Origin of the sequence: Pseudomonas sp. ICBG1301 (assembly GCF_016918385.1) — a bacterium.
GTDB lineage: Bacteria > Pseudomonadota > Gammaproteobacteria > Pseudomonadales > Pseudomonadaceae > Aquipseudomonas > Aquipseudomonas palleroniana.
Window position 1 is genome coordinate 129,901 of sequence record NZ_JAEKGB010000013.1, and the last position, 24,976, is coordinate 154,876.

20 protein-coding genes are annotated in these 24,976 nt (G+C 60.7%); 16 read left to right on the forward strand and 4 right to left on the reverse strand.

Annotation, left to right across the window (positions count from 1 at the left end):
- The first annotated feature begins 1 nt into the window (after position 1).
- The 14 genes from tssC to JBE38_RS24855 all read left to right on the forward strand — a co-directional run bounded on the left by tssC (position 2) and on the right by JBE38_RS24855 (position 17,662).
- On the forward strand, positions 2 to 1,480 hold the full coding sequence (gene tssC, locus JBE38_RS24790) for a type VI secretion system contractile sheath large subunit (protein WP_205345362.1): 1,479 nt from the start codon (positions 2 to 4) through the stop codon (positions 1,478 to 1,480).
- A 14-nt stretch (positions 1,481 to 1,494) separates the two neighbouring features.
- Positions 1,495 to 1,896, forward strand: a complete 402-nt coding sequence (gene tssE, locus JBE38_RS24795) for a type VI secretion system baseplate subunit TssE (RefSeq protein ID WP_205345363.1) — start codon at positions 1,495 to 1,497, stop codon at positions 1,894 to 1,896.
- A complete protein-coding gene (gene tssF, locus JBE38_RS24800; protein ID WP_090370599.1) occupies positions 1,886 to 3,673 on the forward strand; it encodes a type VI secretion system baseplate subunit TssF in 1,788 nt (595 codons plus the stop codon). The genes tssE and tssF overlap by 11 nt, the downstream gene beginning before the upstream one ends.
- Positions 3,637 to 4,644 carry a type VI secretion system baseplate subunit TssG gene (gene tssG, locus JBE38_RS24805; RefSeq protein ID WP_205345364.1) on the forward strand — a complete coding sequence of 336 codons (1,008 nt, stop codon included), beginning with the start codon at positions 3,637 to 3,639 and terminating at the stop codon, positions 4,642 to 4,644. Before tssF ends, tssG begins: the two co-directional genes overlap by 37 nt.
- 12 nt (positions 4,645 to 4,656) lie before the next feature.
- Entirely contained in the window at positions 4,657 to 7,083 is a 2,427-nt protein-coding gene (locus JBE38_RS24810) for an AAA family ATPase (protein WP_205345365.1), read from the forward strand.
- Complete coding sequence (locus JBE38_RS24815; RefSeq protein WP_205345366.1) at positions 7,080 to 8,612, forward strand: sigma-54 interaction domain-containing protein; 1,533 nt, start codon at positions 7,080 to 7,082, stop codon at positions 8,610 to 8,612. The genes JBE38_RS24810 and JBE38_RS24815 overlap by 4 nt, the downstream gene beginning before the upstream one ends.
- Before the next feature lie 81 nt (positions 8,613 to 8,693).
- Positions 8,694 to 8,825 (forward strand): hypothetical protein, encoded by a 132-nt coding sequence (locus tag JBE38_RS24820; protein WP_048729418.1) that lies wholly within the window; start codon positions 8,694 to 8,696, stop codon positions 8,823 to 8,825.
- A gap of 16 nt (positions 8,826 to 8,841) precedes the next feature.
- Positions 8,842 to 10,032: a type VI secretion system-associated FHA domain protein TagH gene (tagH, locus tag JBE38_RS24825; protein WP_205345367.1), complete on the forward strand. Its 1,191-nt coding sequence runs from the start codon at positions 8,842 to 8,844 to the stop codon at positions 10,030 to 10,032.
- A gap of 5 nt (positions 10,033 to 10,037) precedes the next feature.
- On the forward strand, positions 10,038 to 10,523 hold the full coding sequence (gene tssJ / locus JBE38_RS24830; protein WP_104994002.1) for a type VI secretion system lipoprotein TssJ: 486 nt from the start codon (positions 10,038 to 10,040) through the stop codon (positions 10,521 to 10,523).
- A 1-nt stretch (position 10,524) separates the two neighbouring features.
- On the forward strand, positions 10,525 to 11,853 hold the full coding sequence (gene tssK, locus JBE38_RS24835; protein ID WP_205345368.1) for a type VI secretion system baseplate subunit TssK: 1,329 nt from the start codon (positions 10,525 to 10,527) through the stop codon (positions 11,851 to 11,853).
- 5 nt (positions 11,854 to 11,858) lie between these two features.
- Complete coding sequence (gene icmH / locus JBE38_RS24840; RefSeq protein WP_090370611.1) at positions 11,859 to 12,719, forward strand: type IVB secretion system protein IcmH/DotU; 861 nt, start codon at positions 11,859 to 11,861, stop codon at positions 12,717 to 12,719.
- Between the two features lie 16 nt (positions 12,720 to 12,735).
- A complete protein-coding gene (tssM, locus tag JBE38_RS24845) occupies positions 12,736 to 16,095 on the forward strand; it encodes a type VI secretion system membrane subunit TssM (protein ID WP_205345369.1) in 3,360 nt (1,119 codons plus the stop codon).
- Entirely contained in the window at positions 16,092 to 16,823 is a 732-nt protein-coding gene (locus JBE38_RS24850; RefSeq protein ID WP_090370615.1) for a PP2C family protein-serine/threonine phosphatase, read from the forward strand. The genes tssM and JBE38_RS24850 overlap by 4 nt, the downstream gene beginning before the upstream one ends.
- On the forward strand, positions 16,820 to 17,662 hold the full coding sequence (locus JBE38_RS24855) for a serine/threonine-protein kinase (RefSeq protein WP_205345370.1): 843 nt from the start codon (positions 16,820 to 16,822) through the stop codon (positions 17,660 to 17,662). Before JBE38_RS24850 ends, JBE38_RS24855 begins: the two co-directional genes overlap by 4 nt.
- Positions 17,663 to 17,714: 52 nt before the next feature.
- Here JBE38_RS24855 and JBE38_RS24860 read toward each other — a convergent pair whose 3' ends face one another.
- Positions 17,715 to 17,993 (reverse strand): hypothetical protein, encoded by a 279-nt coding sequence (locus JBE38_RS24860; RefSeq protein WP_060752596.1) that lies wholly within the window; start codon positions 17,991 to 17,993, stop codon positions 17,715 to 17,717.
- Positions 17,994 to 18,284: 291 nt separating this feature from the next.
- Between JBE38_RS24860 and JBE38_RS24865 the strand changes: the two genes are divergently transcribed.
- Positions 18,285 to 20,360: a PTS sugar transporter subunit IIC/EAL domain-containing protein gene (locus JBE38_RS24865; protein ID WP_104993995.1), complete on the forward strand. Its 2,076-nt coding sequence runs from the start codon at positions 18,285 to 18,287 to the stop codon at positions 20,358 to 20,360.
- Here JBE38_RS24865 and JBE38_RS24870 read toward each other — a convergent pair.
- The 3 genes from JBE38_RS24870 to JBE38_RS24880 are packed head-to-tail and all read right to left on the reverse strand — an operon-like array spanning position 20,357 to position 23,640.
- Positions 20,357 to 21,199 carry a metal-dependent hydrolase gene (locus JBE38_RS24870; RefSeq protein WP_205345371.1) on the reverse strand — a complete coding sequence of 281 codons (843 nt, stop codon included), beginning with the start codon at positions 21,197 to 21,199 and terminating at the stop codon, positions 20,357 to 20,359. The genes JBE38_RS24865 and JBE38_RS24870 overlap by 4 nt on opposite strands.
- Before the next feature lie 15 nt (positions 21,200 to 21,214).
- Positions 21,215 to 22,105, reverse strand: coding sequence for an SDR family NAD(P)-dependent oxidoreductase (locus tag JBE38_RS24875; protein ID WP_205345372.1), 891 nt, complete (start codon positions 22,103 to 22,105; stop codon positions 21,215 to 21,217).
- Positions 22,102 to 23,640, reverse strand: coding sequence for a flavin-containing monooxygenase (locus tag JBE38_RS24880; protein WP_205345373.1), 1,539 nt, complete (start codon positions 23,638 to 23,640; stop codon positions 22,102 to 22,104). Before JBE38_RS24880 ends, JBE38_RS24875 begins: the two co-directional genes overlap by 4 nt.
- 277 nt (positions 23,641 to 23,917) lie before the next feature.
- On the opposite strand from JBE38_RS24880, the gene JBE38_RS24885 reads away from it, so the two are divergent.
- On the forward strand, positions 23,918 to 24,916 hold the full coding sequence (locus JBE38_RS24885) for an alpha/beta fold hydrolase (protein WP_240202601.1): 999 nt from the start codon (positions 23,918 to 23,920) through the stop codon (positions 24,914 to 24,916).
- Positions 24,917 to 24,976: the final 60 nt, after the last annotated feature.

The following is a 24,976-nucleotide window of genomic DNA, read 5'->3' on the forward strand; positions in this document are numbered from 1 at the left end:
CATGACGACCACCCCAAGCAACTCGCAGCCGCTGCAAGGCTCCGTCGAGGGCAGCATCCTCGATAACATTATTGCCCAGACATTATTGAGCGCCGACGACGAGGCTTACGGCATCGCCAAGCGCGGCGTGTCGGCGTTTATCGAAGAGCTGGTCAAGCCGCACAACCGTGCAGAACCGGTCAAGAAACACCTGGTCGACCGGATGATTGCCGAGATCGATATCAAGCTCAGTCAACAAATGGATGAGATTCTGCATCATCCGGATTTCCAGGCGCTGGAGGCTTCCTGGAGAGGGTTGCAGTTACTGGTCGAACGCACCGATTTTCGCGAGAACATCAAGATCGAACTGCTGAATGTCTCGCGCACGGACCTGCTGGACGATTTTGAAGACGCCTCGGAAATTACCCAGTCGGGGCTGTACAAGCATATCTACAGCGCCGAGTACGGCCAGTTCGGCGGTCAGCCGGTAGGCGCGATCATCTCCAACTATTACCTATCCCCCAGCGCACCCGATGTGAAGCTCATGCAATACGTCGCCAGTGTCGCGTGCATGGCCCATGCACCTTTCATCGCCGCTGCCAGCCCGAGCTTCTTCGGGCTGGAAAGCTTCACCGGATTGCCCGACCTGAAGGACCTCAGGGACCATTTCGAAGGCCCGCAGTTTGCCAAGTGGCAAAGTTTTCGGCAGAGCGAAGACGCCCGTTACATTGCCTTGACCGTACCGCGCTTTCTGCTGCGAACCCCGTACGATCCCCTGGAATGCCCGGTGAGAACCTTTGCCTACCAGGAAAATGTGGTCAACAGCCACGAGCATTATCTATGGGGTAATACCGCCTACGCGTTTGCCACAAGATTGACCGACAGCTTCGCGCGTTTTCGCTGGTGCCCGAACATCATCGGCCCACAGAGTGGCGGGGCGGTCGAAGATCTTCCCTTGCATCATTTCCAGAGCATGGGTGAGATCGAAACCAAAATTCCTACCGAGGTCCTGGTTTCAGATCGGCGTGAATATGAACTCGCGCAAGAGGGCTTCATTGCCCTGACCATGCGCAAGGGCAGTGACAACGCAGCGTTCTTTTCCGCCAGCTCAGTGCAAAAGGCCAAGACCTTCGGCATCAGTGAAGAGGGCAAGGCCGCCGAGCTGAATTACCGGCTTGGCACCCAGCTGCCTTACATGATGGTCGTAAACCGCCTGGCCCATTACCTCAAGGTGCTGCAACGCGAGCAATTGGGCTCGTGGAAGGAGCGCACGGACCTGGAGCTGGAGCTCAACAAGTGGATTCGCCAATACGTGGCCGACCAGGAAAACCCCAGTGCCGAGGTGCGTGGGCGTAGGCCATTGCGTGCAGCGCGCATTGTCGTCAGCGATGTCGAGGGCGAGCCGGGCTGGTATCGGGTCAATTTGAGTGTGCGCCCGCACTTCAAGTACATGGGGGCAGACTTCACATTGTCCCTGGTCGGAAAGCTCGATAAAGAATGAGCGGAGGCCAGGGAATGCCCCATCGCAATAGCCTGTTCGAGCGCCTGGAATGTGAGGGCTCGAGCCGAACGTGCGGCGTGATGTCCGTCGCCGCACATCTGGGAAAAATGCTCAGTACGCGTGCAGGCAGTGTTCAGACATTGCCGGACTATGGTCTGCCCGACCTCAATGACATGCGGCTCAGCCTGCACGAGTCGCTGTCCCGGTCGCGCTTGCTGATCGAGCGTTTTATCCGGGCTTATGAACCGAGGTTGGCGAATGTACATGTCAGAGTGTCTCCCAATGCTCGGGAACCCCTGGCCTTGGCATTTGCCATTGAGGCCGAAATGGCCATCGACGGTGTCAACCAGGCGGTCGTGTTCCATGCGCGCCTGGATGATGCAGGACGGGTTGAGGTCGGCACCGATGGCTTTTAACCGTTATTTTCAGAGCGAACTCAGTGCACTTCGCCAGCTGGGTCGGCGTTTTTCCGAGCGTAATCCGGCCTTGGCACCGTTTCTCGCGGAGCCGGGTCAGGACCCGGACGTCGAGCGATTGCTTGAGGGGTTTGCGTTCCTGACCGGTCGTCTGCGCCAGAAGCTGGAGGACGAACTGCCGGAGCTGGCGCATTCCTTGATGCATCTGCTGTGGCCCAACTACATGAGGCCCTTGCCGTCGTTCAGCATCCTGCAATTTGACCCTTTGAAACGCGCGGGCCCCAGTGTTCGTGTGGCGCGGGATACGGCAGTCGAGAGTCTGGCTATCCAGGGCGAGCGCTGCCGCTTTCGAACGTGCTACGCCACGGATGTCATGCCATTGCAACTGTGTGGCCTGGAGTACCTGTGCCGAGGCGAGGGCGCCTGGTTGGACCTGCGCCTGGTGATGAGTGCCGAAGGGCATTTCGGTGACTTGGTGTTCGACTCGTTACGCCTGCATCTGGCTGGCGACCGCTACGCGAGCCAGGCGCTTTATCTTGACCTGTTGCGCCATCTGGATGGCATCCATCTGTTGCTGTTGGACGAGGCTGGTTCGCAGGTGACGGGAGCCGATGGCCAACCCATGACAGTGAGGCTCGGTGCCGGCCAGGTTCAACCGGTGGGGTTTTCCCAGGAGCAGGCGCTGATTCCCTATCCGCAGAACACATTCCGTGGTTACCGCCACTTGCAGGAGTACTTCGCATTTCCCGAGAAGTACCTGTTTGTCGATATTGCGGGGCTGGATGTACTGCACACACTCCCACGAGCATCGCTGGAACAGGTGCACGGCATGGTCATGCGTTTTGAATTGCGCACCCAGACATCCAGCCCCCTGCGGCCCACCCTGGACAACGTCAAGCTGTACTGCACCCCCATCATCAATCTGTTCAAGCTGGATGCGGTGCCCATTCGGCTGGATTGCAAACAGGATGAGTACCTGTTGATGCCCGGGGATTACACGCCGGGCAACGCGGCGGTGTTCGCGGTGGACCGGGTCATCGGCTGGCGTCCTGGCGGGTTGGGCTACCAGACGTATGTGCCGTTCGAATCGTTCGAGCATGACGGCGATGCCGAGTCTCTGGAGGCGCGTCCCAGCTACAGCATTCGTCAGCGCCTGTCGGTGCAGCATGACGGGCTCGACACCTGGATGGGATTCGACGGTCGTCGCGAACAAGGTCATGAAACCGTATCGGTCGAACTGACCTGCACCAACTGCAACTTGCCACGGCGGCTGCGAGCAGGCGAGATCAATCAGCCCAGTGAGCAGACCCCAGAGTCGTTGACGTTCCGAAACATCACGGCGCCCACCGCAAGTTTCGCGCCGCCACTGGATCAGGACTTCCTGTGGAAAGTCATCAGCAACATGTCGCTCAACTATTTGTCACTGGCCGATATCAACGCCTTGAAAGTGATTCTCGAAACCTACGATCTGCCGCGTTATCACGATCGGCAAGCGTTGAAAGTCAGCCGCAAGCGCTTGGGTGCACTGCGTTCCATCAGCCACGAGGCTGTTGATCGATTGCATCGAGGGTTGCCCGTCCGGGGGGTGCGGGTGGACCTGAGCATCGACCCCCAAGGCTTTCTGGGGCAGGGCGACATGTTTGTGTTTGCGTCGGTCCTCAACGAGTTCTTTGCGCTTTACGCCAGCCTCAACTCGTATCACGAGTTGCGAGTCATCAGCACACAAGGAGATGTGTACCTATGGCCATCCCGGATGGGACAGCAACCCCTGCTTTGACCCTGATCTGCCAGGTTATCCGCGAGTACACGCTATTTCAGGCCGTGCTGCAGGTGATGGAACGATTGCGCGAGGCTCATCCGTTGCTGGATGACGACACGCTGTACGACCAACTGGAGTTCCAGGCCAATCCAGGGCTGGGATTTGCAGGGCATGACATTGACCGGGTGGAGTTCTTCAGGGAGCACGGGCAATTGCGTGCTCGCCTGCGCCTCAACGTATTGGGGCTGTTCGGTGCCGGATCTCCTTTACCGGCCTTTTATGCCGAGCAGGCCTTTGCCGAGCAGCCGAATGGGAATCCTACCCGCGATTTTCTCGACCTGTTTCACCATCGCCTGCAACGGCTGATGCTGCCGATCTGGCGTAAATACCGCTACCGGGTCTGTTTCCAAACGGGAGCCCGTGATGCTTTTTCCGAGCAGATGTTTGCACTGATTGGCTTGGGGGGCACTGCGATACGAGAGGCCTCGCAACTCGACTGCAAGCGTTTACTGCCTTACCTGGGGCTTTTGAGCTTGCGCGCCCACTCGGCCGCCTTGATTGAGTCGGTGCTGCGTTACTACTTCAAGCACGACCTCATAGGGATCGAGCAATGGGTCGAACGCACGGTGGAGATTACCCACCCACAGCGCAATGAACTGGGCCGCGGCAACAGCTCGCTCGGTCTCGACCTGGTGCTGGGGCACCGGATTGCCGACCGCAGTGGCAAATTCAGGGTGCACATTCTGGCGCTGTGTTGGCGGCGCTTTCACGAGTTCCTGCCCATGGGGCCTGCGTATCAGCCCCTGTGTTCGCTGGTGCGCCTGGCCACGCGTGACCCACTGGAATACGACCTGCGGCTGGTATTGGCGCAAGGGGAAGTGCGGGCGTTGCACATCGGTGAGAGCAATGTCTGTCGCCTGGGTTGGACCAGCTGGCTGGGAACCGAGCGCGCCGATGGTGTGGTCACCCTCTCCGGTAATTTTCATTAGGGACTGATGGTTATGATGAATGTGGACCTGCAACAACTGATCCGCACCTTGACAACCCAGGCACGCCAGGACCTGGAGCGCGCGGCCGAGCGGTGCGTGATGCGCGGCGGTCGTGAAGTGTTAGTGGAAGATTTGCTCCTGGCCTTGCTTGAGCATCCCGAGGGAGTAATGGCCAAGGCATTGGCAGACGCCAATGTCAACGCCGGTGAGCTGCATGCAGCCTTGCAGCCCCGCAGTGAGCAGAGTGCAACCCGCAACCCGGTCTTCGCGCAGGCACTGGTGTGTTGGCTGCAGCAGGCATTGATGGTTGCTCATGTTGAGTTGGGGCAGTCTTTCGTGGACCACGGCGCATTGATGCTGGCACTCCTGCGTCACCCACTGGAGTATGCGGGCAGTGGTTATCACGAGGTACTGAGCCGCGTGGATGCAGATCGGGTACGTGATTTTCTGACGAGCCAGCCTGCCGAAACCGAACCGGTAGCCAGCGCTTCTCTACTGCAGCGTTTTACCCATGACCTGACCCGACAGGCGCGTGAAGGGTTGATCGACCCGGTGCTGTGCCGTGATGGGGAAATCCGCCAGTTGATCGAGATCCTGGTACGACGACGCAAGAACAACCCGATGCTGGTTGGAGAGGCCGGAGTGGGCAAAACGGCGATCGTCGAAGGGCTTGCTCGGCAGATCGTTGCTTCGCAGGTGCCTGCGGCTCTGAAAGGGGTTCGCTTACTGACCCTGGATATGGGCTTATTACTGGCAGGCGCCAGCCTCAAGGGCGAATTCGAACGGCGTCTCAAAGGCCTCATCGATGAAGTGAATGCATCGCCGGAGCCGGTGATCCTGTTTATCGACGAGGCCCATACCCTGACCGGTGCCGGGGCACAGGCGGGCGGTGCCGATGCGGCAAACCTGCTCAAGCCGGCGCTGGCGCGGGGAGCCTTGCGGACCATCGCCGCCACCACCTGGTCGGAGTACAAGCAGTACATTGAGAAGGACCCGGCGTTGGCGCGGCGCTTCCAGCCAGTGTCGGTCGATGAACCCAGTGTCGAGGCGGCGGTGTCCATCCTGCGTGGCCTGGTTCCTGTTTATGAGGAAAGCCACGGCGTTTATGTTCGCGATGATGCTGTCGTCGCGGCGGCGCATATGAGCGCTCGCTATCTGGTGGGGCGGCAGTTGCCGGACAAGGCTGTGGATGTGCTGGACACCGCCTGTGCCGCGGTTCGCACGCGCCAGGCAATGCCACCTGAGGCGTTGCAGAAACTGTGTGTGGAGCTGGGCGAAGGTCGACGCCAACAGCGGGCGTTAAGTCGAGACACCGACCTCGGATTGCCCGTGGATACCCAGGCGCTGCAAACCTTGAACCTGCGTCTTGAAGCGCTTGAGCGACAGCATCAGGCGTTGGAGCAGTCGTGCGGGCAACCCACTCAGAACCTTGAGGTGTGCCCGCATCAGGTGGCTCGCGTTATCAGCGCCTGGACCGGCATCCCGGTCGAGCAGTTGGCCCTTGAACCGGATGAAAAAATCCTCGGCCTGGCCGGCGCCCTGCGTAAGCGCATCCTGGGACAGGAGCACGCGGTGCAAGCCCTTGACCGCGCTTTACGTGCTGTTGCCGCCGGCCTGAACAACGCGGATGCACCCGCAGGCGTATTTTTGTTGGTGGGGCCGAGCGGTGTCGGCAAGACTGAAACGGCACTGGCCCTGGCGGATCTTTTGTATGGCGGCGAGCGTTTTGTTACCACCATCAATATGTCGGAATACCAGGAGAAGCACACGCTCTCGCGCTTGATCGGGGCGCCTGCGGGTTATGTCGGTTACGGCGAAGGTGGGGTGCTGACGGAGGCCGTACGCCAGCGCCCTTACTCGGTGGTGTTGCTCGACGAGGTAGAGAAAGCCGACCCGGAGGTGTTGAGCCTGTTTTACCAGGTTTTCGACAAAGGGCGCGCCAACGATGGCGAGGGGAGGGAGATCGATTTTCGCAATACGTTGCTCCTGCTGACCTCCAACCTCGGCAGTGACCGCATCAGTGAACTGTGTGGCGATGGACGCCGGCCTGAGCCCCAGGTGCTGCAAGACGCTATCTACCCCGTCTTGCGCAACCACTTCAAGCCGGCCTTGTTGGCACGGATGCGCGTCGTGCCGTATTACCCGCTCTCAGGCGACGTGTTGGGTGATGTAGCGAAACTCAAGCTGGCGAATGTGGGCACACGCTTACATCAACGCAAGCTTGCATTCACCTACACACCTGAGTTGGTTGCGCATATGACCGAGCGTTGCGCCGATGGGGACAGCGGTGCGCGATACATCGATCAATGGATTGAGCGCCACTTGCTGCCACAGATGGTGGACGGCCTTCTCGACGCTACGGCTAGGGATGAGGCGATGTCCCGGGTGCATGCGAGCCTCGATGGGAGTGGCTGGCCCACCTGCGAGTTCAGCCAATGACCGACAATCGCTTTGCACAACAGCCCGGTCCGCAGGCTGATACCGATATCTTTCTGGATTGCTTCACACGCTTGGGGCTCGACTGCGATGAAACCTCACTGCCCGATGTGTGTGTCGCAGGCGCGGCGCGACTGAGCGGGTGTGAACTCAGCCAGTTATACCTGCTCGATGAAGTGAGCGATCGGCTCGATCTGATTGCCCAGCATATGCCCGGGAGTACGTGGCGAGCTGGCGCAGGCGAGTGTCCTGACCTGAGAAACCAGCAACTGCTGCATTACACCTTGAGCCAGGGGCGTGCGCTTGGCTTGGATACGGTGCAAAGCAGTCTGTATGACATCGGTTTCTTGCCGGCCTTGGGTGCACCTTGGTGTGCCCTGTTGAGTGTGCCGCTGTTCAACCGGAGCGGTGGCGCCACGGGTGTATTGCTATGCGCCAGCCGGCGCTGCATTCAACTGCAAGGCCATGCAGCGGCGTTGGGGCAACTGGGTAGTTTTGCCTTGAACCAACTGCGGATGCTGCGGCAGGTGCAACCGGTGTCCGGCATTCCAGACCCGAGGCGCAGTATGCCCCTGGCCGGAGCGTACGGCTTGATCGGCACCAGCCCGGCGATGGAGCAGACCTGCAAGTTGCTCGGCAAGGTCCTGCATTCTCCTTACACCGTGTTGCTCTGTGGTGAAACCGGTACCGGCAAGGAGGTGGTCGCCCGTGCCATCCATGCAGCCGGGCCGCGTGGCGGCAAAGCCTTCGTGGTGCAGAACTGCGCAGCATTCCCCGAAGGGCTGTTGGAGAGTGAGCTATTCGGTTACCGCAAAGGTGCGTTCACCGGCGCCGAACGCAATTATTCCGGGCTGTTTGACGCGGCCGACGGCGGTACGTTGCTGCTCGATGAAATCGGCGATATGCCGCTTGCGTTACAGGCCAAGCTGCTGCGGGTATTGCAGGAAGGCGAGGTACGCCCGTTAGGCGCCAATGCGGCCCATAAGGTTGATGTACGCATCATTGCGGCCACCCATCGCGACCTGGCTGCGATGGTTGCCGAGGGTAGTTTTCGTGAAGATCTGTATTACCGGCTCGCTCAGTTCCCGATCCAACTGCCTGCCTTGCGTGAGCGCGACGGCGACGTGCCGTTGCTGGCGCGGCATTTCGCGCAAAACGCGTGCACGACGCTGGGGAGGGCGCCGGTGGGATGGTCGAATGCTGCCCTGGATCAACTGTTGAATCATCGCTTCCCCGGCAACGTGCGCGAACTCAAGTGCCTGGTCGAGCGCGCCGTACTGCTGTGTGACGACGACGTGATCCTGCCGACGCACCTGTCGCTGCCACCGACACCGGCCGCATCGGCTGGCGATGATGTAACGCTGCGCCAGCGCATGGAGCGGGTGGAACGGGTGTTCCTGCTCGATTGCCTGCACAAGAACCGTGGCAACCGGACCCGCACCGCACGGGAATTGGGCGTCGCCCGACGCACGCTGCTCTACCGACTCGCTCGTTTGAACATTCCCCAGTGGGACGCGAGGGAAGAGTGCTGAGTGCGAACTTGAATCTTGCTGGAACACATGCCGCCTTCATCGAAATGAGCCGGCCTGCCTTTTCATTCTGGGAGAAACCAAATGCCTGACCGTCCATGGCAAGCCGTGGTGCTTGTGTTGTGTTTGCTGGGTGGCTGTAACGCCAACTACGTTTTCGATGACGCCGATTATCGACCGCTGGGTGACCCGCAGGCGATTACTCGTGGCCAGTGAATAGGGATGCTTGACGATGCAGCTCGTACTTGAAGTGTGTGGGAGCGAGGGCGGCGCACCCGTGCCCTTGGCCCGTAAAGTCTTTGACCGTGTCGGCGGCGTGATTGGCCGCGGTTCCGGTTGTGACTGGGTGATTCACGATCCCAGTCGATTGCTTTCCAGCCACCATGGGTTGATCGGTTACCGCGAGGGCCGCTATTTCTTGACCGACATCAGTCGCAACGGGATTGGCGTGGCGGGCAGCCCCGAGCGCTTGCGCAAAGGACAGGCGCGCCCCATCAGCCATGGCGACGTTTTTCAGTTGGGGGCGCTGGTGATGCGTGCCGGGTTGATGGAAGCACAGCGCGGTCCGGAAGTAGCGCTGGTCGGCGCGGGAGGACCGATCCCCGATGACGCCTTCCTGGGGCTTGACCCCTTGCAGGCGCTGGCCCTTGAACAGCAGCGGCAGGTTGCCTCGAATGAGCTGCAAGCCTTGAGCGAGAGCAGCGAGGAGCCGGGTGCATGGCAGGAACGGCACGCGGCCGACAGGGCGTTTCTGGTCATGCCTCGCCGGGCGGAGCCGCCAGTGGAGGCCGCCACGGACGCAATTCTCGCGCCTGGAGCCGCCGTTGAGGAGTCGTTTTGGACGCCGTTTGCTGCTGCCCTGGGCATGGATCTGGACCACCTTGACGGACCGGGCCGTGCGGCGTTGGCTATCAAGGTGGCGCACCTTTTTCGCGTGGCGATCGAAGGGTTGCAACAAAATCTGCGCACCCGTGAAGCGCTGAAGAACGAACTGATGCCGGCATCTGCCGACAGGTCGGCGCAGAGGCAAAATCCCTTGGCGGTCTGTGTGGATACCCCGGCTGTATTAACCGCGATGTTAGGTGCGCAGGCGCTGGATCAATGCTCTGCCGAGCGCGCCATTACCCAGGCCCATAAAGACGGGCAAATCCATCAGGTGGCTCTGCTGGCGGCGTGTCGCAGTGCATTGCGTCACGCACATGCCGTCTTCGCCCCTGGGCATTTGCTGTTGAGCCTGGAGTCCCAGCGCAAGCCTTCCAGGTTTTTCAGCGACGCTGGGTACTGGCGGGCTTACCAGCGCCATTACCAACGTCTTGCCGAGGACGATCAGTTCAACGATCCCCTGCTGGGCCGCGAGTTCGCCAGGGCTTATGAGGAACAGGTACATCTGGCCTCAGCCCTGCACATCGATTATCCAGGATGATATTCATGCATCGAACACCCCTCAGATTCATGCTGTGCTTGTGCAGCCTGTTGGCCGGCTGCACGGCGCTGTCACCTTTGTCGACATTGACCAAACTGGATGTGGTGCTGACAGCCACCGAACAGGTAAACCCCGACCTTCACGATCGACCCTCGCCGGTGGTGGTGCACCTGATTGAACTGCGTCATGCAGTAGCCTTCGAGAATGCCGACTTCTTCAGCCTGTATAACCATGCCGAACAGGTGCTGCCAAAGGATTGGGTGAGCAGTGAAGAGATAGAATTGCGTCCGGGTGACCGCCTGGCCCTCAAGCTTAGTGTTCGACCGGAAAGCCGTTTCGTGGGGGTACTGGCGGCCTATCGGGATTTGCCGCATGTGCAGTGGCGGCTGCTACTGCCAGTGACGCCGCGACACCTGAACCGTGCCGACCTGGTACTGGACAAAGCCGGGGTTCGTATTGCCGGCCCGCTCTCCGGCACGGAGATGCAATGACATGCAGGTTCACAAAGTCATCTGGCAGGAAGGCATGCTGTTACGGCCGCAGCACTTGCAGCACAACGACCGCTATTACCAGCAGCAACTCAACCGCACGCGCTTGTTGGGCAATGATGCCTGGGGCTTCCTGACGCTGGAACTCAATGAGCAGTACCTCAACCTGGGCAAGCTGGTGATCAACCAAGCCAGTGGCGTTTTGCCGGATGGCAGCTTCTTCGACCTGAGCGCAGTCATGGAGCCTCTGGTGCTGGACGTGCCTGCAGATTCGGGCAAACACGCGGTTTACCTGGCGCTCCCCCTGGTCACCGGCAATCAGGTTGAAACCCGTCAACCGTCCCAGAGCGAGGTGCTGGCCCGCTATATCGCCTGTGAAGTCGAAGTGGGGGATTCGAACGCCGGCATGGGTTCCCCTTGCCGGATCAACTGCGCACGCCCCGATTTGCGCCTTCTGCTGGACGAAGGGGAGAGCGATACGGGCTTCGTGAAACTCAAGGTCGCCCAGGTACTGGTGTCGTCGGGTGAAAGTGGTTTGAGCCTGGACAGGGAGTTCATACCGGCCTTTATTTTTGTGCAGGACTGCGGGTATGTGTCGTCGTGCCTGCAGGAGGTCATCAGCCTGCTGGCCAGTCGAGGGGATGCCATTGCTGCGCGGATGTGCGGCGAGGGTACGGCAGCCGGAAGCCATGTGGGCGATTTCCTGATGCTGCAAGTGATCAATCGCACCGAGCTGGAGTTGCGTCATTACTTGAGCCAGCCTTTGGTGCGCCCTGAGACGCTGTTCCGGGCACTGGTGTCGTTGCTTGGTGAGTTATCAACGTTCACCTACGACAGCAAGCGTGCCCACCTGGACGTGCATTACCAGCATGCTGACCAGGCAGGCAGCTTCCGCGGCCTGACGGCGCAAGTGCGTGCCGCGTTGTCGGTCGTGCTCGAACAGCACGCCGTCGAGCTGACGTTGCAGCAACGTCAATACGGGGTGTTGGTCTGCCCGGTGAGCGACTTGAAATTGCTCGGCACTGCGACATTCATCCTGGCGGCGACTGCGCAATGTGACTCTGAGGAACTGCGCAATCGGCTGCCGGCCCATCTGAAAGTCGGCCCCGTCGAACGCATCCGTGAGCTGGTCAACCTGCATCTGGCAGGCATCAAGGTCAAGCCATTGCCTGTGGCACCGCGACAGATTCCATTTCATGCCGGCAAGACCTATTTCATGCTCGATATGAATGCCCACGACATCGCGCAGCTGGAGCAGTCAGGTGGCTTCGCTTTCCATGTAGGCGGGGATTTTGCCGGGATTGAACTCAACTTCTGGGCCATTAGGAATTGAACGCTATGGACAGTGACTACCCGCAGGACGAAAAGACCGTGCTGCTTGACCATGAAGGTCGCGGACCGGCACAGGGGCCGATGACCGACTTTCCAGCGCCGCCGCGTTATGAGCAGTTGGAAGACCGGATGATTTATGCGGGCCATCTGTTGGGGGCGCAGCGTTTCAAGGTGGGCCTCAACCCCCTGGTGACGGCGGCCTGGGAGCTGTTGTCGGAGTTGGTCCAACTCAAGGGCTGCTCCGCACGTGAGCAACTGGATACGATCAACGACCGGTTATTGTCGGCGGTCACTCAATTCGAAGCCCGCAGCTTGCAGAGCGGCATCGAGAGCAGCCAGGTCATGTCGGCGCGCTACGTATTGTGCAGTGTCATTGATGAAGCCGTCGTCACCACCCCGTGGGGGGCCAGAAGCGACTGGTCGAAGATGAGCCTGTTAAGCCGTTTTCACCATGAAACCTTCGGCGGCGAAAAGGTCTTTCAACTCCTGGAACGATTGTCTCGCGACCCGGTGAAACACCTGGCCGTCCTGGAGTTGATCTACCTGTGCCTGAGTTTGGGGTTTGAAGGCAAATATCGGGTCATGGAGCGAGGCGGGCTGCAACTCGAAGCCATTCGCGATGGATTGTATCGACAGATCCGGCAAGTGCGCGGCGATCTGCCGGTGGAACCTGTGCTTCCTGCCAGGGACTTGTCGCGTCGCCGCAGGCCGTTACGCCTGATCCCAGTCCCGTGGTTTGTGGCCTTTGTCTTGGCCTGTTTGTTGGTGATGTACACCGGGTTTTCCTGGGTGCTCGGCAAAGAGCGGGCGAATGCGCTGCAACCCCTTCAACTGTCGGCGTCGGATTTGAACCAGACGCCTTTGTAAACGCTGGGAGCAATGAATGAACGCATTCTTCAAGGGCGCGGGCGCTGTGCTGGGCACGGTTTGGGTCTGGAGCCTTTTACTGGTGCTGTGCAGCGCTGCTGTGGTGTGGTGGATCGGGCCGTTATTGGCCGTGGACGATCATCGGTTTTGGCAAGGTTCGGCGGCCCGGCTGGTCAGCATCAGTGTGTTGTTTCTGCTGTGGGGCATTGCGATGGCGCTGGCGGGCGGGGGCCGAGTTGCCGGCCTCGCGAAACCAGGGCGGCGGGCACGCCGGCAGCCATTGAAATGGGTCGAGGAGGAGCACCGGCATGTACGCGGTCGGTTCAAGCAGGCCGTTCAGTTGTTGAAGACGTCCCGGCGCTATGGCGAGCATAACCAGCGTTGGCGCCGTGACTTGCCCTGGTATCTGTTGATCGGTGAGCGCGGCAGTGGCAAGACGCAGCTGTTGGCCGCCGCCGGCTTGCCGTCGCCGTTCGACCAGGCGGGGGGGACGCCGACGAGCGGCGGCGTTCACTGTGACTGGTACTTCGCCGACGAAGGCGTGCTCATCGATACGCCGGGGCGTTACCTGTTACAGCCTGACGTTTCAGTCGATGCGACCGGTTGGACAGCGCTGCTGCGCCTGCTCAAGTGGCGGCGCCGCGCGCGGCCGCTCAACGGCGTGGTGGTGACGCTTTCGGTAGAGCGGCTGACGAGCGACAGTGAGCATGATCTGGAGCAGCATGCACGGGCCGTGCATTCACGTTTGCAGGAAATCCTGCAGGTGCTGCATGTGGATGTGCCGATTTATCTGGTATTGACCCAGGCTGATCGGCTGCCGGGGTTTGCTGAGTTCTTCGACTCGCCCCTGGGAGAAGCTGCCGATAGCTTGCTTGGCCAGCCACTTGAGCCTGGCAAAACGGGTATTGAAGTCGCTCAGGTTCACCTGGCGTTCGAGCAGTTGCTGCAACGTTTGAATGATCAACTGATCGCTCGATTGCATCAGGAGCGTAATGCCGACCGTCGTGGCCAAATGCTGGGTTTCCCGCAGCAGGTTGCGCGCCTGGGCGAGCGCCTTTGCCTGTTCATCGAGCTGGCTTTTTCCGCTCATCGCTATCAGCGCGTCAATGGTCTGCGAGGGTTCTACTTGACCTGCGCCAATGGCAGGCGCAACCACTTTGTCCAAGGCCTGTTCAGCCGGGTGATATTCGCCGAAGCCGACCTCGCCGGTTTGCAGGCCCACGAGCAACAGCGCATACGGCGGCGTCAGGGGCTGCAGGCATTGGCAGCAGCGCTGGTGATCTGTGGGGTCGGAGGGCTGTGGATGTACAGCTATTCGCTGAACCAGCAACGCCTGGCTCAGATAGCGGCATTGGCAACTTCAGTTTCGAGCGTCCCGCAGGGTGGCGATGCCGCCTTGAATCTTGTGGCTGTGTTGGATGCGCACCTGTCGGCAACCCAGGTTTTCCCGGATGTGGCAGGCACCCGGCTGGTGGAGCGAGCAGGTTTGTATCAGGGCGAGTTGAGTCGCCCGCTCCTGGTTCGAGCCTATGAGCAGGCGTTGCACCAGCGGCTCCTGGCCCACGTCACGGCGCTGCTTGAAGACCAGGTACGCGCCAGCCTTGGGGATCGGGAGCGCCTGGTGGAAAACCTGCGCGCTTACCTGATGCTCAACCTGCGCGAGCGGCGCGATACCCGCTGGCTGGCGCAACAGGTGGCGGGCCATTGGGCCGCCGGTTTTGCCGGCAACGCTTCGGTGCAGGCGCGCTTGAATCAGCACTGGGTGCGCTTGCTTGAACAGCCGTTCACGGCGCATCTCAACGAGGAGTTGGTGGCGCAGGCACGTGCAGAGCTGCGAGGCGAGTCGTTGGCGGAGGGGATTTATCGCGTGCTGCGCGAGCAGTCGCGCCACCTTGAACCGCTACGCCTGGCCGAGGGCAAGGTATTCGCCGCCATCGACCCACCGATTCCGGGTTTCTATACAAAAAAGTATGTGCAGTATTTCGAGGCCCAGGGGCCGCGACTGGTGAATGCTATCGCACAGGACAACTGGGTATTGGGGGAGGGCACTGATCTGGGTGCCATGGATTTGCGTCGGTTGATGGTCCAATTGCAGCAACGCTACTTCAGTGAGTATGCCGATGTCTGGGCTGCCGCTCTGGGCCGACTCAGGCTGCTGCCGACCGACAATCTGCGCCAGGACGCCGAGCAGCTGGCGGACCTGACCTCCGCTCAATCCCCGCTGATCCAGCTGTTGCTGCAACTGCGTGAAAACACCCGTTTGCTGGCGGGGCATGAGCTTCTGGGCAAAGTGGCCCAGCAAACCGGTGAGCTGGGCCCCTTGACCTCGGCGGCGGCAGCGCAGGCGATGTTTCCCGACGCCGGGCGGCGGGCGTTGCAACGGCGTTTTGAACCCTTGCATCAATTGCTCGATGAGCAGGAAAACCCAGGCGCGCAATTGACCCAGGCATCGCGCTTGCTGGACGAATTGCATCTGCAATTGGCGGCCCTCAACCGAGACAGCTCACCGGAGCAGGCGGCTTTCCTCAGGGTCAAGCGGCGCATGGAGGGGCAACCGGATGTACTGGGTACGCTGCGTGATGCAGCCGCCCGTTTGCCGCTGCCGTTGGCGGGCTGGGTCGAGGGCATCGCTGATGACAGTTGGCGTCACTTGCTGGAACAGGCCTATACGCATGTCAACCAGCGCTACCAGAGCGACGTGCACCCACTCTATGCCAGGGCGATTCGCCAGCGTTACCCGTTCAACGCCCATGCAACCAGCGATGTGGCCCTCAACGACTTTCATGAGTTTTTCAAGCCTCAGGGCGTTCTGGTACGTTTTTATGAAGGTTACCTGCGACCCTTCGTCAGTGCCGACGGCAACCGCTACCGGTTACGGGGCATGGATGGGCAAAACTTACCGGTCTCACGCTTTCTGTTGGACCAACTGACGAAAGCCCAGGTGATCCGTCGCGGTTTTTTCACTGAGGAGCAGGGAGAGCTGTCAGTCCGGTTTACCCTGGCGCCCTATAGCCTGGACCAGTCGGTCAGCCGGGCGATCCTGCGGGTTGGCGACAAGCAGTTGGAGTACCGCCACGGGCCGATCCTGCCCATGATGTTCCATTGGCCGAGCGACGCGGATAATGGTCGCAGCAGCCTGGTTCTGGAACGAGGCGCGGGGCAACGGCCATTGGGCCTTGAAAAAAGTGCCGGGGCCTGGTCGTTGTTCAGGTTGTTTGACTTGTTGCAGAAAGAGCCTGCCAGTGGGCGCAACGCCCAGTTGTTCAAGGCGAACCTGGCCGGCTTGCGCGCCAACTTCTTGCTGACCAGTCAACGTACGCCCGGGCCGTTTGAAATCGATACCTGGCGCACTTTCCGATTACCGGAGCAGCTATGAGCTGCGGCCAGCATCAATGGCGCAGTGCCGGGCGTTCGCAGCAAGGGCGAGCGCGAGCCCGCAATGAGGACGCCTTCCTGGACTGCCCGCAGCGAGGCTGCTGGGCTGTGGCGGATGGCATGGGCGGCTATCGCCATGGCGAGGTCGCCAGCCAGTGGGTGGTCAGCAGCCTGGCGGCAATGTCGGCCGAGGGTGACCTTGACCGACGGGTTGGCGCGCTTCGCCAACGTTTGCAAGACGTCAATCAACGGTTGGGCGATGTGCGAATGGCGCCCGCCACGGGCGGCGACGTCATGATGGGCAGCACCGTGGTTGCACTGTTGCTTGAGCACGGGCGTGCGGCCTGTATCTGGGCGGGTGACAGTCGCTGTTATCTGTGGCGCGATAAGAGTCTTTACCAGTTGTCGAGGGACCATTCCCTGGCGCAGCGCCTGATGGATGAGCGCCTGTTGAGCGTGGCGCAAGCCCAGGCTCACCCCGATGCCAGGGCCTTGACCCGCGCCGTCGGGGCGCGCTCGCGGTTGCAGCTTGAAGTGCTGGAACTCAGCACCCGCCCAGGCGATGTATTTTTATTGTGCAGTGACGGTCTGTACCAGGCACTCAGCCATGGTGACCTGGGATGTGCGTTGAGCCTGGGGGCACCCCGGCAGGCGGTGGACCACTTGTTTGCCAGGGCGTCGTGCCGGCCAACGGCGGATGACCTGACCGCTGTCGTGGTGCAATCTTGAACGCCGCGTCGACCCCTCCCGGCCTGCTCGTGGGGCGCTATCACCTTGAGCGCGTGTTGGGGCGGGGCGGGATGGGCGTGGTGTATGGCGCACGAGACCTGTTGCACGAGCAGTTTGGTGAGCCCTGCTCCAGGGTTGCGCTCAAGCGGCTGGATGAGACCTTTTCGGCGTGCCCCGATGCACATGTGCTGTTGTTCAGCGAGTTTGCGTTGACACGCAGCCTGCGCCACGACCGTGTGGTGCGCATGTTTTCGTTCGAGGTCGACACCCACAGCCAGGTCGCGTTCTTTACCATGGAGTGGCTGCACGGCATGACCCTGGATCGGTTGTTGCTGGAATGCCCGGAGGGTTTGCCCTGGCGGGAACTGCAACCCTTGGCCATCCAGTTGCTGGATGCGCTGGTTTATATCCATCAGCAAAACATACTGCATGGGGATGTGAAACCGGCCAATGTCATGGTCGGTGAAGACGGGGTGCGTTTATTCGATTTTGGCCTGGGTTATACGCCGGCATGGGCGAAGGCGGGTTTGCCGAGTCTCAGCCGCGACCGTTTCAACGCTTGGACGCCCGCGTATGCGGCCCCGGAGCTGCTGGCCGGTGGCGCGTTGACGGCTGCTGCCGATGTGTACGGTGTCGCGTGCGTGTTGTATGAACTGGCCCATGGCCAACGTCTGGGTGAGCGCAGCTGCATCGCCAAGCTGACCCGGCCCAGGCAACTGCCTGGGCATTGCTGGCCTGCACTGCGCTGTGCGTTGGCTACGAGCCCCGAGCGGCGCAGTGTGACGGCAGCCGAGTTGCGCGAGGCCTTCGGCCGCAGGCGGTCTTGCTGGTGCCTCTAGGGTAGGGGGCAAACGGTCACGTCATACAACTGGGCTGACAAGAGGGGGCCCCTTAGTGTGAACGACGCGGCTCGATATCAGGGGAGGGCCGGCTGAGATGACGTCGAGCGCGTTTCTGGGCCTTGCGGCGTATCCAGTTTTGCAAGGGCGCCAGCAGGAAAAACATCAGGTAGGCCGTGAGCACCAGGGTCAGGTCTATCCAGGTTTCAGCGACTGGGCCGGTAAAGATTTCAATGACGTTTTTGATGATGAACAGCAACGCTACGCTGCACAGCCACAGCACCATGGTGACAAAGATCGGGCGCATAGGGTTTGGGCGTTTGTCTTGCATGGTAAAACTTCTCCTGAGTGCCTGCTTCCGTTCCAGACAACATCCTTGAGTGGGTAGCCCGGTTTTCATCCGGTCTGCAACATCCATTAATGCGCAGAACGGCGCGGATGATACCGACTCAGATCAGTTTAGGGAGCAGGTTATGTCGGAAAGTTCCTATTATTCATCTGGAAATTGGCGTAACTGATGGGCTTCCACCGCCAAAATGCCCCTGGATAAGTGGCAAAAGGCTTTCGCTTCCGCCATCAGGACGTGTAGCGTTGCAGCGAGTCACAGGCAGAGGGACGGGTCATGGCGCAAACGCTGTTCAAGCTTTTCCTTACTCAGCGCCTGGCGGCCCTGGCCAGTACGGATTCATTGCGCGCGATTCGTGAGGGGTTGCTGTGGATCCTGCCGTGCCTGCTGGTGTCCGCCGGCTTCCTGATCCTGTCCGAGTGCGCCAGTGTGCTGGGGTTCAGCTCACAAGTAGTGGGCTTTCTATCGGGGGTGCACAACCAGATCAGCTCGGTTATCCCCTTGTTGGTGGCCGCATCCATCGGGTACATGCTGGCCATTCAGTATCGCCTGCCACAGCTGCCGGTCGCTTTCCTGTGCCTTGCCCATGTGGTAGTGGCCACGTTCGTGCTGCGTGATTATCCCCGGGCTTCGGCGACCTTCGTGCTGTTTATCGCGATTGCGTCACCGTTGATCAATGTGCCGGCCATCGCCTGGTTGCACCGCTTTCGTTGGACGCGCCTGGTCAACGAGGACCTGGTGGGGCACAACCTCAAGGGCACTATCAACATGGTGCTACCGGGTGCAATCACGGCGCTGTCATTGGTGCTGGTGTTGTCGTCTTTGCTGCAGATTCCCTATGTCGGGCAACTCCAGGGGCCCCAGGTGCTCGATGCGCTGCAAACGCCCTACGGCAGCGGGTTGTTCGTCACGATGATGAATTCGTTGTTGTGGTTTTTCGGCATTCACGGAGTGTATGCCATGCAGCCGCTGTTCGATGTCCTGGACCAGGCCGTAGTGCTCAACGGTGCGTCGCTGGCGGCGGGGGAGCCCAGCCGATACCTGCTCAACAGCGGGCTGTTGGGGTGTTTCGCATTTATCGGCGGCTCGGGCGCGGCGTTGTGCCTGCTGTTTGCGATCCTGCTGTTTTCCAAGAGCCACACCGTGCGCCTGCTGGCAATTGCCAGTTTGCCGCTGTCGTTGTTCAACGTCAGCGAGGTGCTGCTGTTTGGATTGCCGATCATCCTCAACCCGCGTCTGTTCATCCCCTTCCTGCTGGCGCCTGCGCTCAACGCCATGGTGGCCCTGGTGGTGGTGCAGATGGGCTGGGTATCGCCGGCGGTGGCCAGCGTGCCGTTGACCGCACCGGTATTGCTCAATGCCTACCTGAGTACCCATGGCGACATCGGCGCGGTGGTGTTGCAACTGGCACTGCTGGGGCTCGGCACTCTGGTGTATGCGCCGTATGTGCGGGCGATGCATCGCCAGGCCAATGAAAGCGGTACGGTGTACCTCAAGTCGCTGGACATGACTTTTCGCGGCCTCGAGGAAAAAGGCCGCTTGCTGGAGCTGGACCCCGTGCTGGCGTCCCATCGCAGCGCAGCGCGCCAGGCGGTGGAGTTCAGCCGGATTCAGCAGATCAGCGATTACGAGTTCTACCTGGAGTTCCAGCCCCAGGTCTCCATCCGTACCGGCCTGTGCACCGGTTGCGAAGCCTTGATGCGTGCCCGCGACAACCAGGGCGTGGTGCATTCCCCCTGGGAGTTCCTGCAATGGCTGGCGCAGGCACGGCTGATGCCCGATGTGGACGTCTGGGTGGCGTCCCAGGCCGTGCGCCAGTATCAGCAATGGAAGAAGGTTGGCTTCGAGTTGCCGATGACCATTAATATTTCCAGCTCGACCCTGACGCACGCCGCCTATGGTGATCGCCTGGTGCAGATCCTTGCCCAGGCTCATGGGCGAGTGTCAGTGGAAATTACTGAAGACGCATTGGTCGGTGATATCCAGGCCACGCGCCAGACCATCCAGAAACTGCAATCGATAGGCGCCAAGGTGTATATCGATGACTTTGGTACCGGGTTTTCGGCGTTGAGTTACCTGCACCAGTTTCCCGTGGACTTCATCAAGATCGATCGCAGTTTTGTCGTCGCCCAACGCGACCCCAAGGGAGCCCAGGTGCTGACCGGCATGTTGCGTTTCTGCGAGGCGCTGAACCTGGGCGTCGTGGTCGAGGGCGTGGAGACCGCCGAGCAGCTGGCCTTCTTGAACACCGGCACTGAATTGTTTGTCCAGGGCTGGTATTTCAGCAAAGCGCTGCCCAGCGATCAGATGCCGGATTTCGTGCGCGAACGCGAAACTTTGGCGCAGGTCTAGGCCGATTCGTAACCGCGTCGCGTGCGTTCTATCTCGTCGAGCAGGTTATCGATGCCCGCCAGGCGTGCGCGGTTGTCGTGATCCCAGGGGTGAAAGCCCGGTTTGAAATAATGCAGCCATGGCCGCAGCATGCGCGGGAACACCCCTTTGGGACCGTACAAAAACTTGAGCATGCGCCAGAAACCCTTCAAGTGCCCGCCTGAGGTGCGATCGGCCAGCAGCAGGCGCAGGTGAAAATCAAACACCACCAACCAGAACAGCACCGTCGTGGTAAGCATGGTGCCGGTGCGCAACAGGTAGCGCAGTGGGCCGGGCTTGATCACTGTGTTCCACACATCGAACGCCACCGCCTTGTGTTCGGTTTCTTCGAAGGCGTGCCAATACCACATTTGCTGGTAGCCCTTGAGCGAGTCGCCAAAGCGCGACGGGTCGCTCAGCAGGATCTCTGCAAGCATCGCGGTGTAGTGCTCAAGGGCGATGGTCACCGCCAGGTTGAACGAAGGCGGCAGGTGTTTTTTTTGCAGGTCGAGGATGAATTTGAGACGACGGTCGAGGGTGTGTGCCGGCAACCCGGCCGCTTGCAGCAGATCGTTGTAGGCCACGTGTTCGCGGCTGTGCATCGCCTCCTGGCCGATAAATCCCTGGATCTCGGCCTTCAAGGCGGGATCTTCAATCTGTGAGCGGTAGTGGCGCACACTGTCCATGAAAAACAGCTCGCCCTGGGGAAACAGCAATGACAAGGCATTGAAGAAGTGAGTGATGAACGGGCCTTGTTCATGCCAGTTCTTGATGCGCTCGGCAGGCAAGGCAAAACGGATATCGCGGCGGATCGGCAGCATGGTGCGTTCTCCTGTTCAGTGACGGGGCTCGTCGTTGGTTTCAAACACCGGCCTGCGTGGCTTGGGGGCCATGCGTTTGCTGGCGACGACCACCAGCGCTTGATAGGCCGCCGGCAGGCAACGGGCGAGCAGGTCGAGGAAGTAGGCGTCGCGGCCGATCAGCACGCGGCGCTTGTTTTTGCGGATGCCGTGCAAAATCACCTTGGCAGCCTGGTCGGGGTCGGTGATGAACAACTTTTCAAAATCGGCGCGGGCCTGTTGTTCGCTGTGGATGAGAAAACCGGTCATGTTGGCGTCGATGCGGCTGCTGCGGCAGATATCGGTGCGGATGCCGCCGGGGTGCACGCAGGTGGCCGAGACGCCGCAACGCTGCAGGTCGAGTTCCTGGCGCAAGGCTTCGGTAAAGCCGCGCACGGCGAACTTGGTGGCGTTGTAGCCGCTCATGCCGGGCTGGGCGAACAAGCCGAATACGCTGGACGTGTTGATCACATGCCCGTCGCCGCTGGCTTTGAGGTGCGGCAGGAACGCCTTGGTGCCGTGCACCACGCCCCAGAAGTTGATGTTGACGATCCACTCCAGGTCAGCGTAATCCACGCCTTCGACGGTGCTCGACAGCGCCACCCCGGCATTGTTGAAGATCAGGTTGACCTGGCCATGGTCAGCGACGCAACGGGCGGCCCAGGCCTCCATCGCCTGACGATCGGACACGTCCAGCACCTGCGTGGTGACCGTCACCGGCGACAAGCTCGAGGTCCGGACCAGCGCCAGTGTCTGCTCCAGGCCCTGGCTGTTCTTGTCGGCGAGTGCCAGGTGGCAGCCTTCCCGCGCCAGGGCCAAGGCCAATGCGCGGCCCATGCCGGATGCCGCACCGGTGATTGCCGCCACGCGGCCGTTGAATGACTTCATGACAGGCTGCCTTCAGCGCTGGAGTGGGGCGCTGGAACCGGGTGGAGGGAAGGGCTGGTCGCGATCGGATGGGTGAGGTAATCCTTGAGCGCGAATTGGCGGGTCACCTGTTTAAAGCGCCAGGTCGAACCGGGCCACAAGGTGGTGTTCTTGCCGGTACGCGGGTCGAGGTACCAGCTGCGGCAGCCACCGGTGTTCCAGATGGTGCGCTTGAGCTTGTCCTGCAACCGACGGTTATAGGCATCTTCGACGGCGGGCTTGATGTCCACTGTGGCGATGTGATGACGCCGCATCTGCTTGAAGGCATCGAGGATGTAGCTGACCTGGGCCTCGATCATCAGAATCATCGAGTTGTGGCCCAGCCCGGTGTTGGGGCCGACGATCAGGAACAGGTTCGGGTAGCCCGGCACGGTGGTGCCTTTGTAGGCATGGGCGCCCTCGTGCCAGGTGTCCATCAGGTCGATCCCGTCGCGGCCGATGATGCAGTTCCGAGGCAATGGATCGGTGGCCTGGAAACCGGTGCCGAAGATCAGGCAATCGGCCGGGTGCTTGATACCGTCACGGGTGATCACGCCGTCGGCTTCGATACGCAGCACACTGTCGGTGATGACCTCGACATTGCTGCGCGAGAGCGCCGGGTAATAGTCGTTGGAGATCAGCACGCGCTTGCAGCCGATGGTGTAATCCGGTGTCAGGGTTTTGCGCAGGGAAGGGCGGGTGACTTGTTTGTGCAGGTGGCGCAGGGCGATTTTCTGCACCATTTTCATCAGGCGCGGGTGCCGGGCGAAGCCGAGCACACGCCCTTCCAGCGCCCAATAATACGCGCCGCGCACCAGCCGCTGCGTGAACGGCAGGTGCTTGAACGCCCAGCGCTCGAAGCGCGAAATGTTTCGGTCCGGTTTGGGCATGATCCACGGCGGTGTGCGTTGAAACAGCTGCAGATGAGCCACCAGCGGCGCGATCTGCGGTACGAACTGAATGGCGCTGGCCCCGGTGCCGATCACCGCCACGCGCTTGCCCCGCAATGAATAGGCGTGGTCCCACTGCTGGGAGTGGAAGCGCTTGCCTTTGAAGCTGTCCAGCCCGGGAATATCCGGCAGCGCCGGGCGCGACAGGCCGCCCATGCCCGAAATCAGCACGCGCGCACTGATGTGTCGTCCATTGCTGAAGCTGAGCTGCCAGCGTTGCTGCTGTTCATCGAACACGGCGCGTTGCAGGCCCATGCCAAAACGCAGGAAGGACGCCAGCTCATAACGCCGGGCGCAATGCTCCAGATACGCGCGGATCTCCGGCTGCGGGGCAAATTGCCGGGTCCAGTCCGGGTTGGGGGCAAAGGAAAACGAGTACACATGGGACTGCACGTCGCAGGCGCAGCCAGGGTAATGGTTGTCACGCCAGGTGCCGCCGAGGGTCTCGGCTTGCTCGGCGATCAGGAAGTCGGTGACTCCGGCCTCCTTGAGTTTGATCGCCATGCACAGCCCGGCGAACCCTGAGCCGATGATGGCGATATCGATGGCGTCGCTGTAGGCATTCATAGCTTGTCCTTCGTGGGCATCGGTTGTGCTCCTGTTTTTGTTGTGTCTTTTGGATAGAACACCATTGCAAAGGAAAATTGAATTAATTATTTTAAAAAAGATTTTAAATAATCTACCTGAAAATATCGCTTACGCTAGGACCTTGTTGCGCAGGTCCGACTTTGTCCGACGGACGAGTAGGGTCTGCATGAGGTTCAAGTCCAGGGTGTGGACGATGGCTGAGGCCTTGATCAATACCGGTCGGGTCGCCAGCAGCAGGGAAGTAGAGGACCGAGCTATGGCTGTCGAATGGGTTGTCGCTGCGGCTGTGTGTGGGGGGGCAAGCGTTGTGTTATGGGGTTTCAGCGCCTGGATGACCCGGCGTATTGAAGCGGCTGTTCCGATCAACGGGCGTTTCGTGGAGGTCGATGGCGAGCGCTTTCATTATGTAGAAGAAGGCAAAGGCCCACCGCTGGTGATGATTCACGGGCTGATGGGCAGCAGCCGCAACCTGACCTACGCCTTGTCCGGCCAGTTGCGTGAGCGTTTTCGGGTGATCACGCTCGATCGCCCGGGCTCGGGTTATTCCACCCGGCATAGCGGTACCGCGCCGGACCTGCCGGCCCAGGCTCGACAAATAGCCGCTTTCATCAAGACCCTGGACCTGGATAAACCACTGGTGCTTGGGCATTCCCTGGGCGGCGCGATCGCCCTGGCGCTGGCGCTCGATCATCCCCATGCGGTCAGCGGCCTGGTCCTCGTGGCACCGCTGACCCATCCGCAACGTATGTTGCCGCCGGTGTTCCTGTCATTGGCGGTGCGCCCGGCCTGGTTGCGTCGTTGGCTGTCGCACACCCTGACGATGCCCATCGGCCTGCTGACCCAGAGGGCGGTGGTCAACGGGGTGTTTGCTCCGGATGCTCCGCCTACGGATTTCGCCACACGCGGTGGCGGGTTGCTGGGCATGCGTCCCGACAACTTCTACGCCGCTTCTACCGAGATCAATCGGGTCAACGATGACCTGCCGGATATGGTCAAGCGCTACCCGCAACTGAGCCTGCCCATCGGGTTGATCTATGGTGCGCGGGACAAGGTGCTCGACTTCCAGAAGCACGGCCAGGCCCTGGCCAGCAAGGTGCCAGGGCTGAAACTGCAGGTGGTGGAAGGGCGTGGCCATATGTTGCCGATCACCGCTACCGAGCGGGTCGCTGCGGTGGTGGAGCAGATCGCCAAACGCGTGCGGCCACTGGAAAGCGCCACGGTGCTGCATCCGCCGTTTGCCCTGGCGAGTCAATAATTTTGCAATCGAACCTGCGGTTCGGCGGCGTCAATGCTTGCCCTAGACACCTGACCCTGG

Coding starts and splice junctions, on each gene's coding strand:
- JBE38_RS24815 (WP_205345366.1), top strand. CDS start 7,080: ATGACCGACAATCGCTTTGCACAACAGCCCGGTCCGCAGGCTGATACC.
- icmH (WP_090370611.1), top strand. CDS start 11,859: ATGGACAGTGACTACCCGCAGGACGAAAAGACCGTGCTGCTTGACCAT.
- tssC (WP_205345362.1), top strand. CDS start 2: ATGACGACCACCCCAAGCAACTCGCAGCCGCTGCAAGGCTCCGTCGAG.
- JBE38_RS24865 (WP_104993995.1), top strand. CDS start 18,285: ATGGCGCAAACGCTGTTCAAGCTTTTCCTTACTCAGCGCCTGGCGGCC.
- JBE38_RS24850 (WP_090370615.1), top strand. CDS start 16,092: ATGAGCTGCGGCCAGCATCAATGGCGCAGTGCCGGGCGTTCGCAGCAA.
- JBE38_RS24810 (WP_205345365.1), top strand. CDS start 4,657: ATGATGAATGTGGACCTGCAACAACTGATCCGCACCTTGACAACCCAG.
- JBE38_RS24870 (WP_205345371.1), bottom strand. CDS start 21,199: ATGCTGCCGATCCGCCGCGATATCCGTTTTGCCTTGCCTGCCGAGCGC.
- JBE38_RS24820 (WP_048729418.1), top strand. CDS start 8,694: ATGCCTGACCGTCCATGGCAAGCCGTGGTGCTTGTGTTGTGTTTGCTG.
- tssG (WP_205345364.1), top strand. CDS start 3,637: ATGGCCATCCCGGATGGGACAGCAACCCCTGCTTTGACCCTGATCTGC.
- tagH (WP_205345367.1), top strand. CDS start 8,842: ATGCAGCTCGTACTTGAAGTGTGTGGGAGCGAGGGCGGCGCACCCGTG.
- tssK (WP_205345368.1), top strand. CDS start 10,525: ATGCAGGTTCACAAAGTCATCTGGCAGGAAGGCATGCTGTTACGGCCG.
- tssE (WP_205345363.1), top strand. CDS start 1,495: ATGCCCCATCGCAATAGCCTGTTCGAGCGCCTGGAATGTGAGGGCTCG.
- tssF (WP_090370599.1), top strand. CDS start 1,886: ATGGCTTTTAACCGTTATTTTCAGAGCGAACTCAGTGCACTTCGCCAG.
- JBE38_RS24860 (WP_060752596.1), bottom strand. CDS start 17,993: ATGCAAGACAAACGCCCAAACCCTATGCGCCCGATCTTTGTCACCATG.
- tssM (WP_205345369.1), top strand. CDS start 12,736: ATGAACGCATTCTTCAAGGGCGCGGGCGCTGTGCTGGGCACGGTTTGG.
- JBE38_RS24880 (WP_205345373.1), bottom strand. CDS start 23,640: ATGAATGCCTACAGCGACGCCATCGATATCGCCATCATCGGCTCAGGG.
- JBE38_RS24885 (WP_240202601.1), top strand. CDS start 23,918: ATGGCTGTCGAATGGGTTGTCGCTGCGGCTGTGTGTGGGGGGGCAAGC.
- JBE38_RS24875 (WP_205345372.1), bottom strand. CDS start 22,105: ATGAAGTCATTCAACGGCCGCGTGGCGGCAATCACCGGTGCGGCATCC.
- tssJ (WP_104994002.1), top strand. CDS start 10,038: ATGCATCGAACACCCCTCAGATTCATGCTGTGCTTGTGCAGCCTGTTG.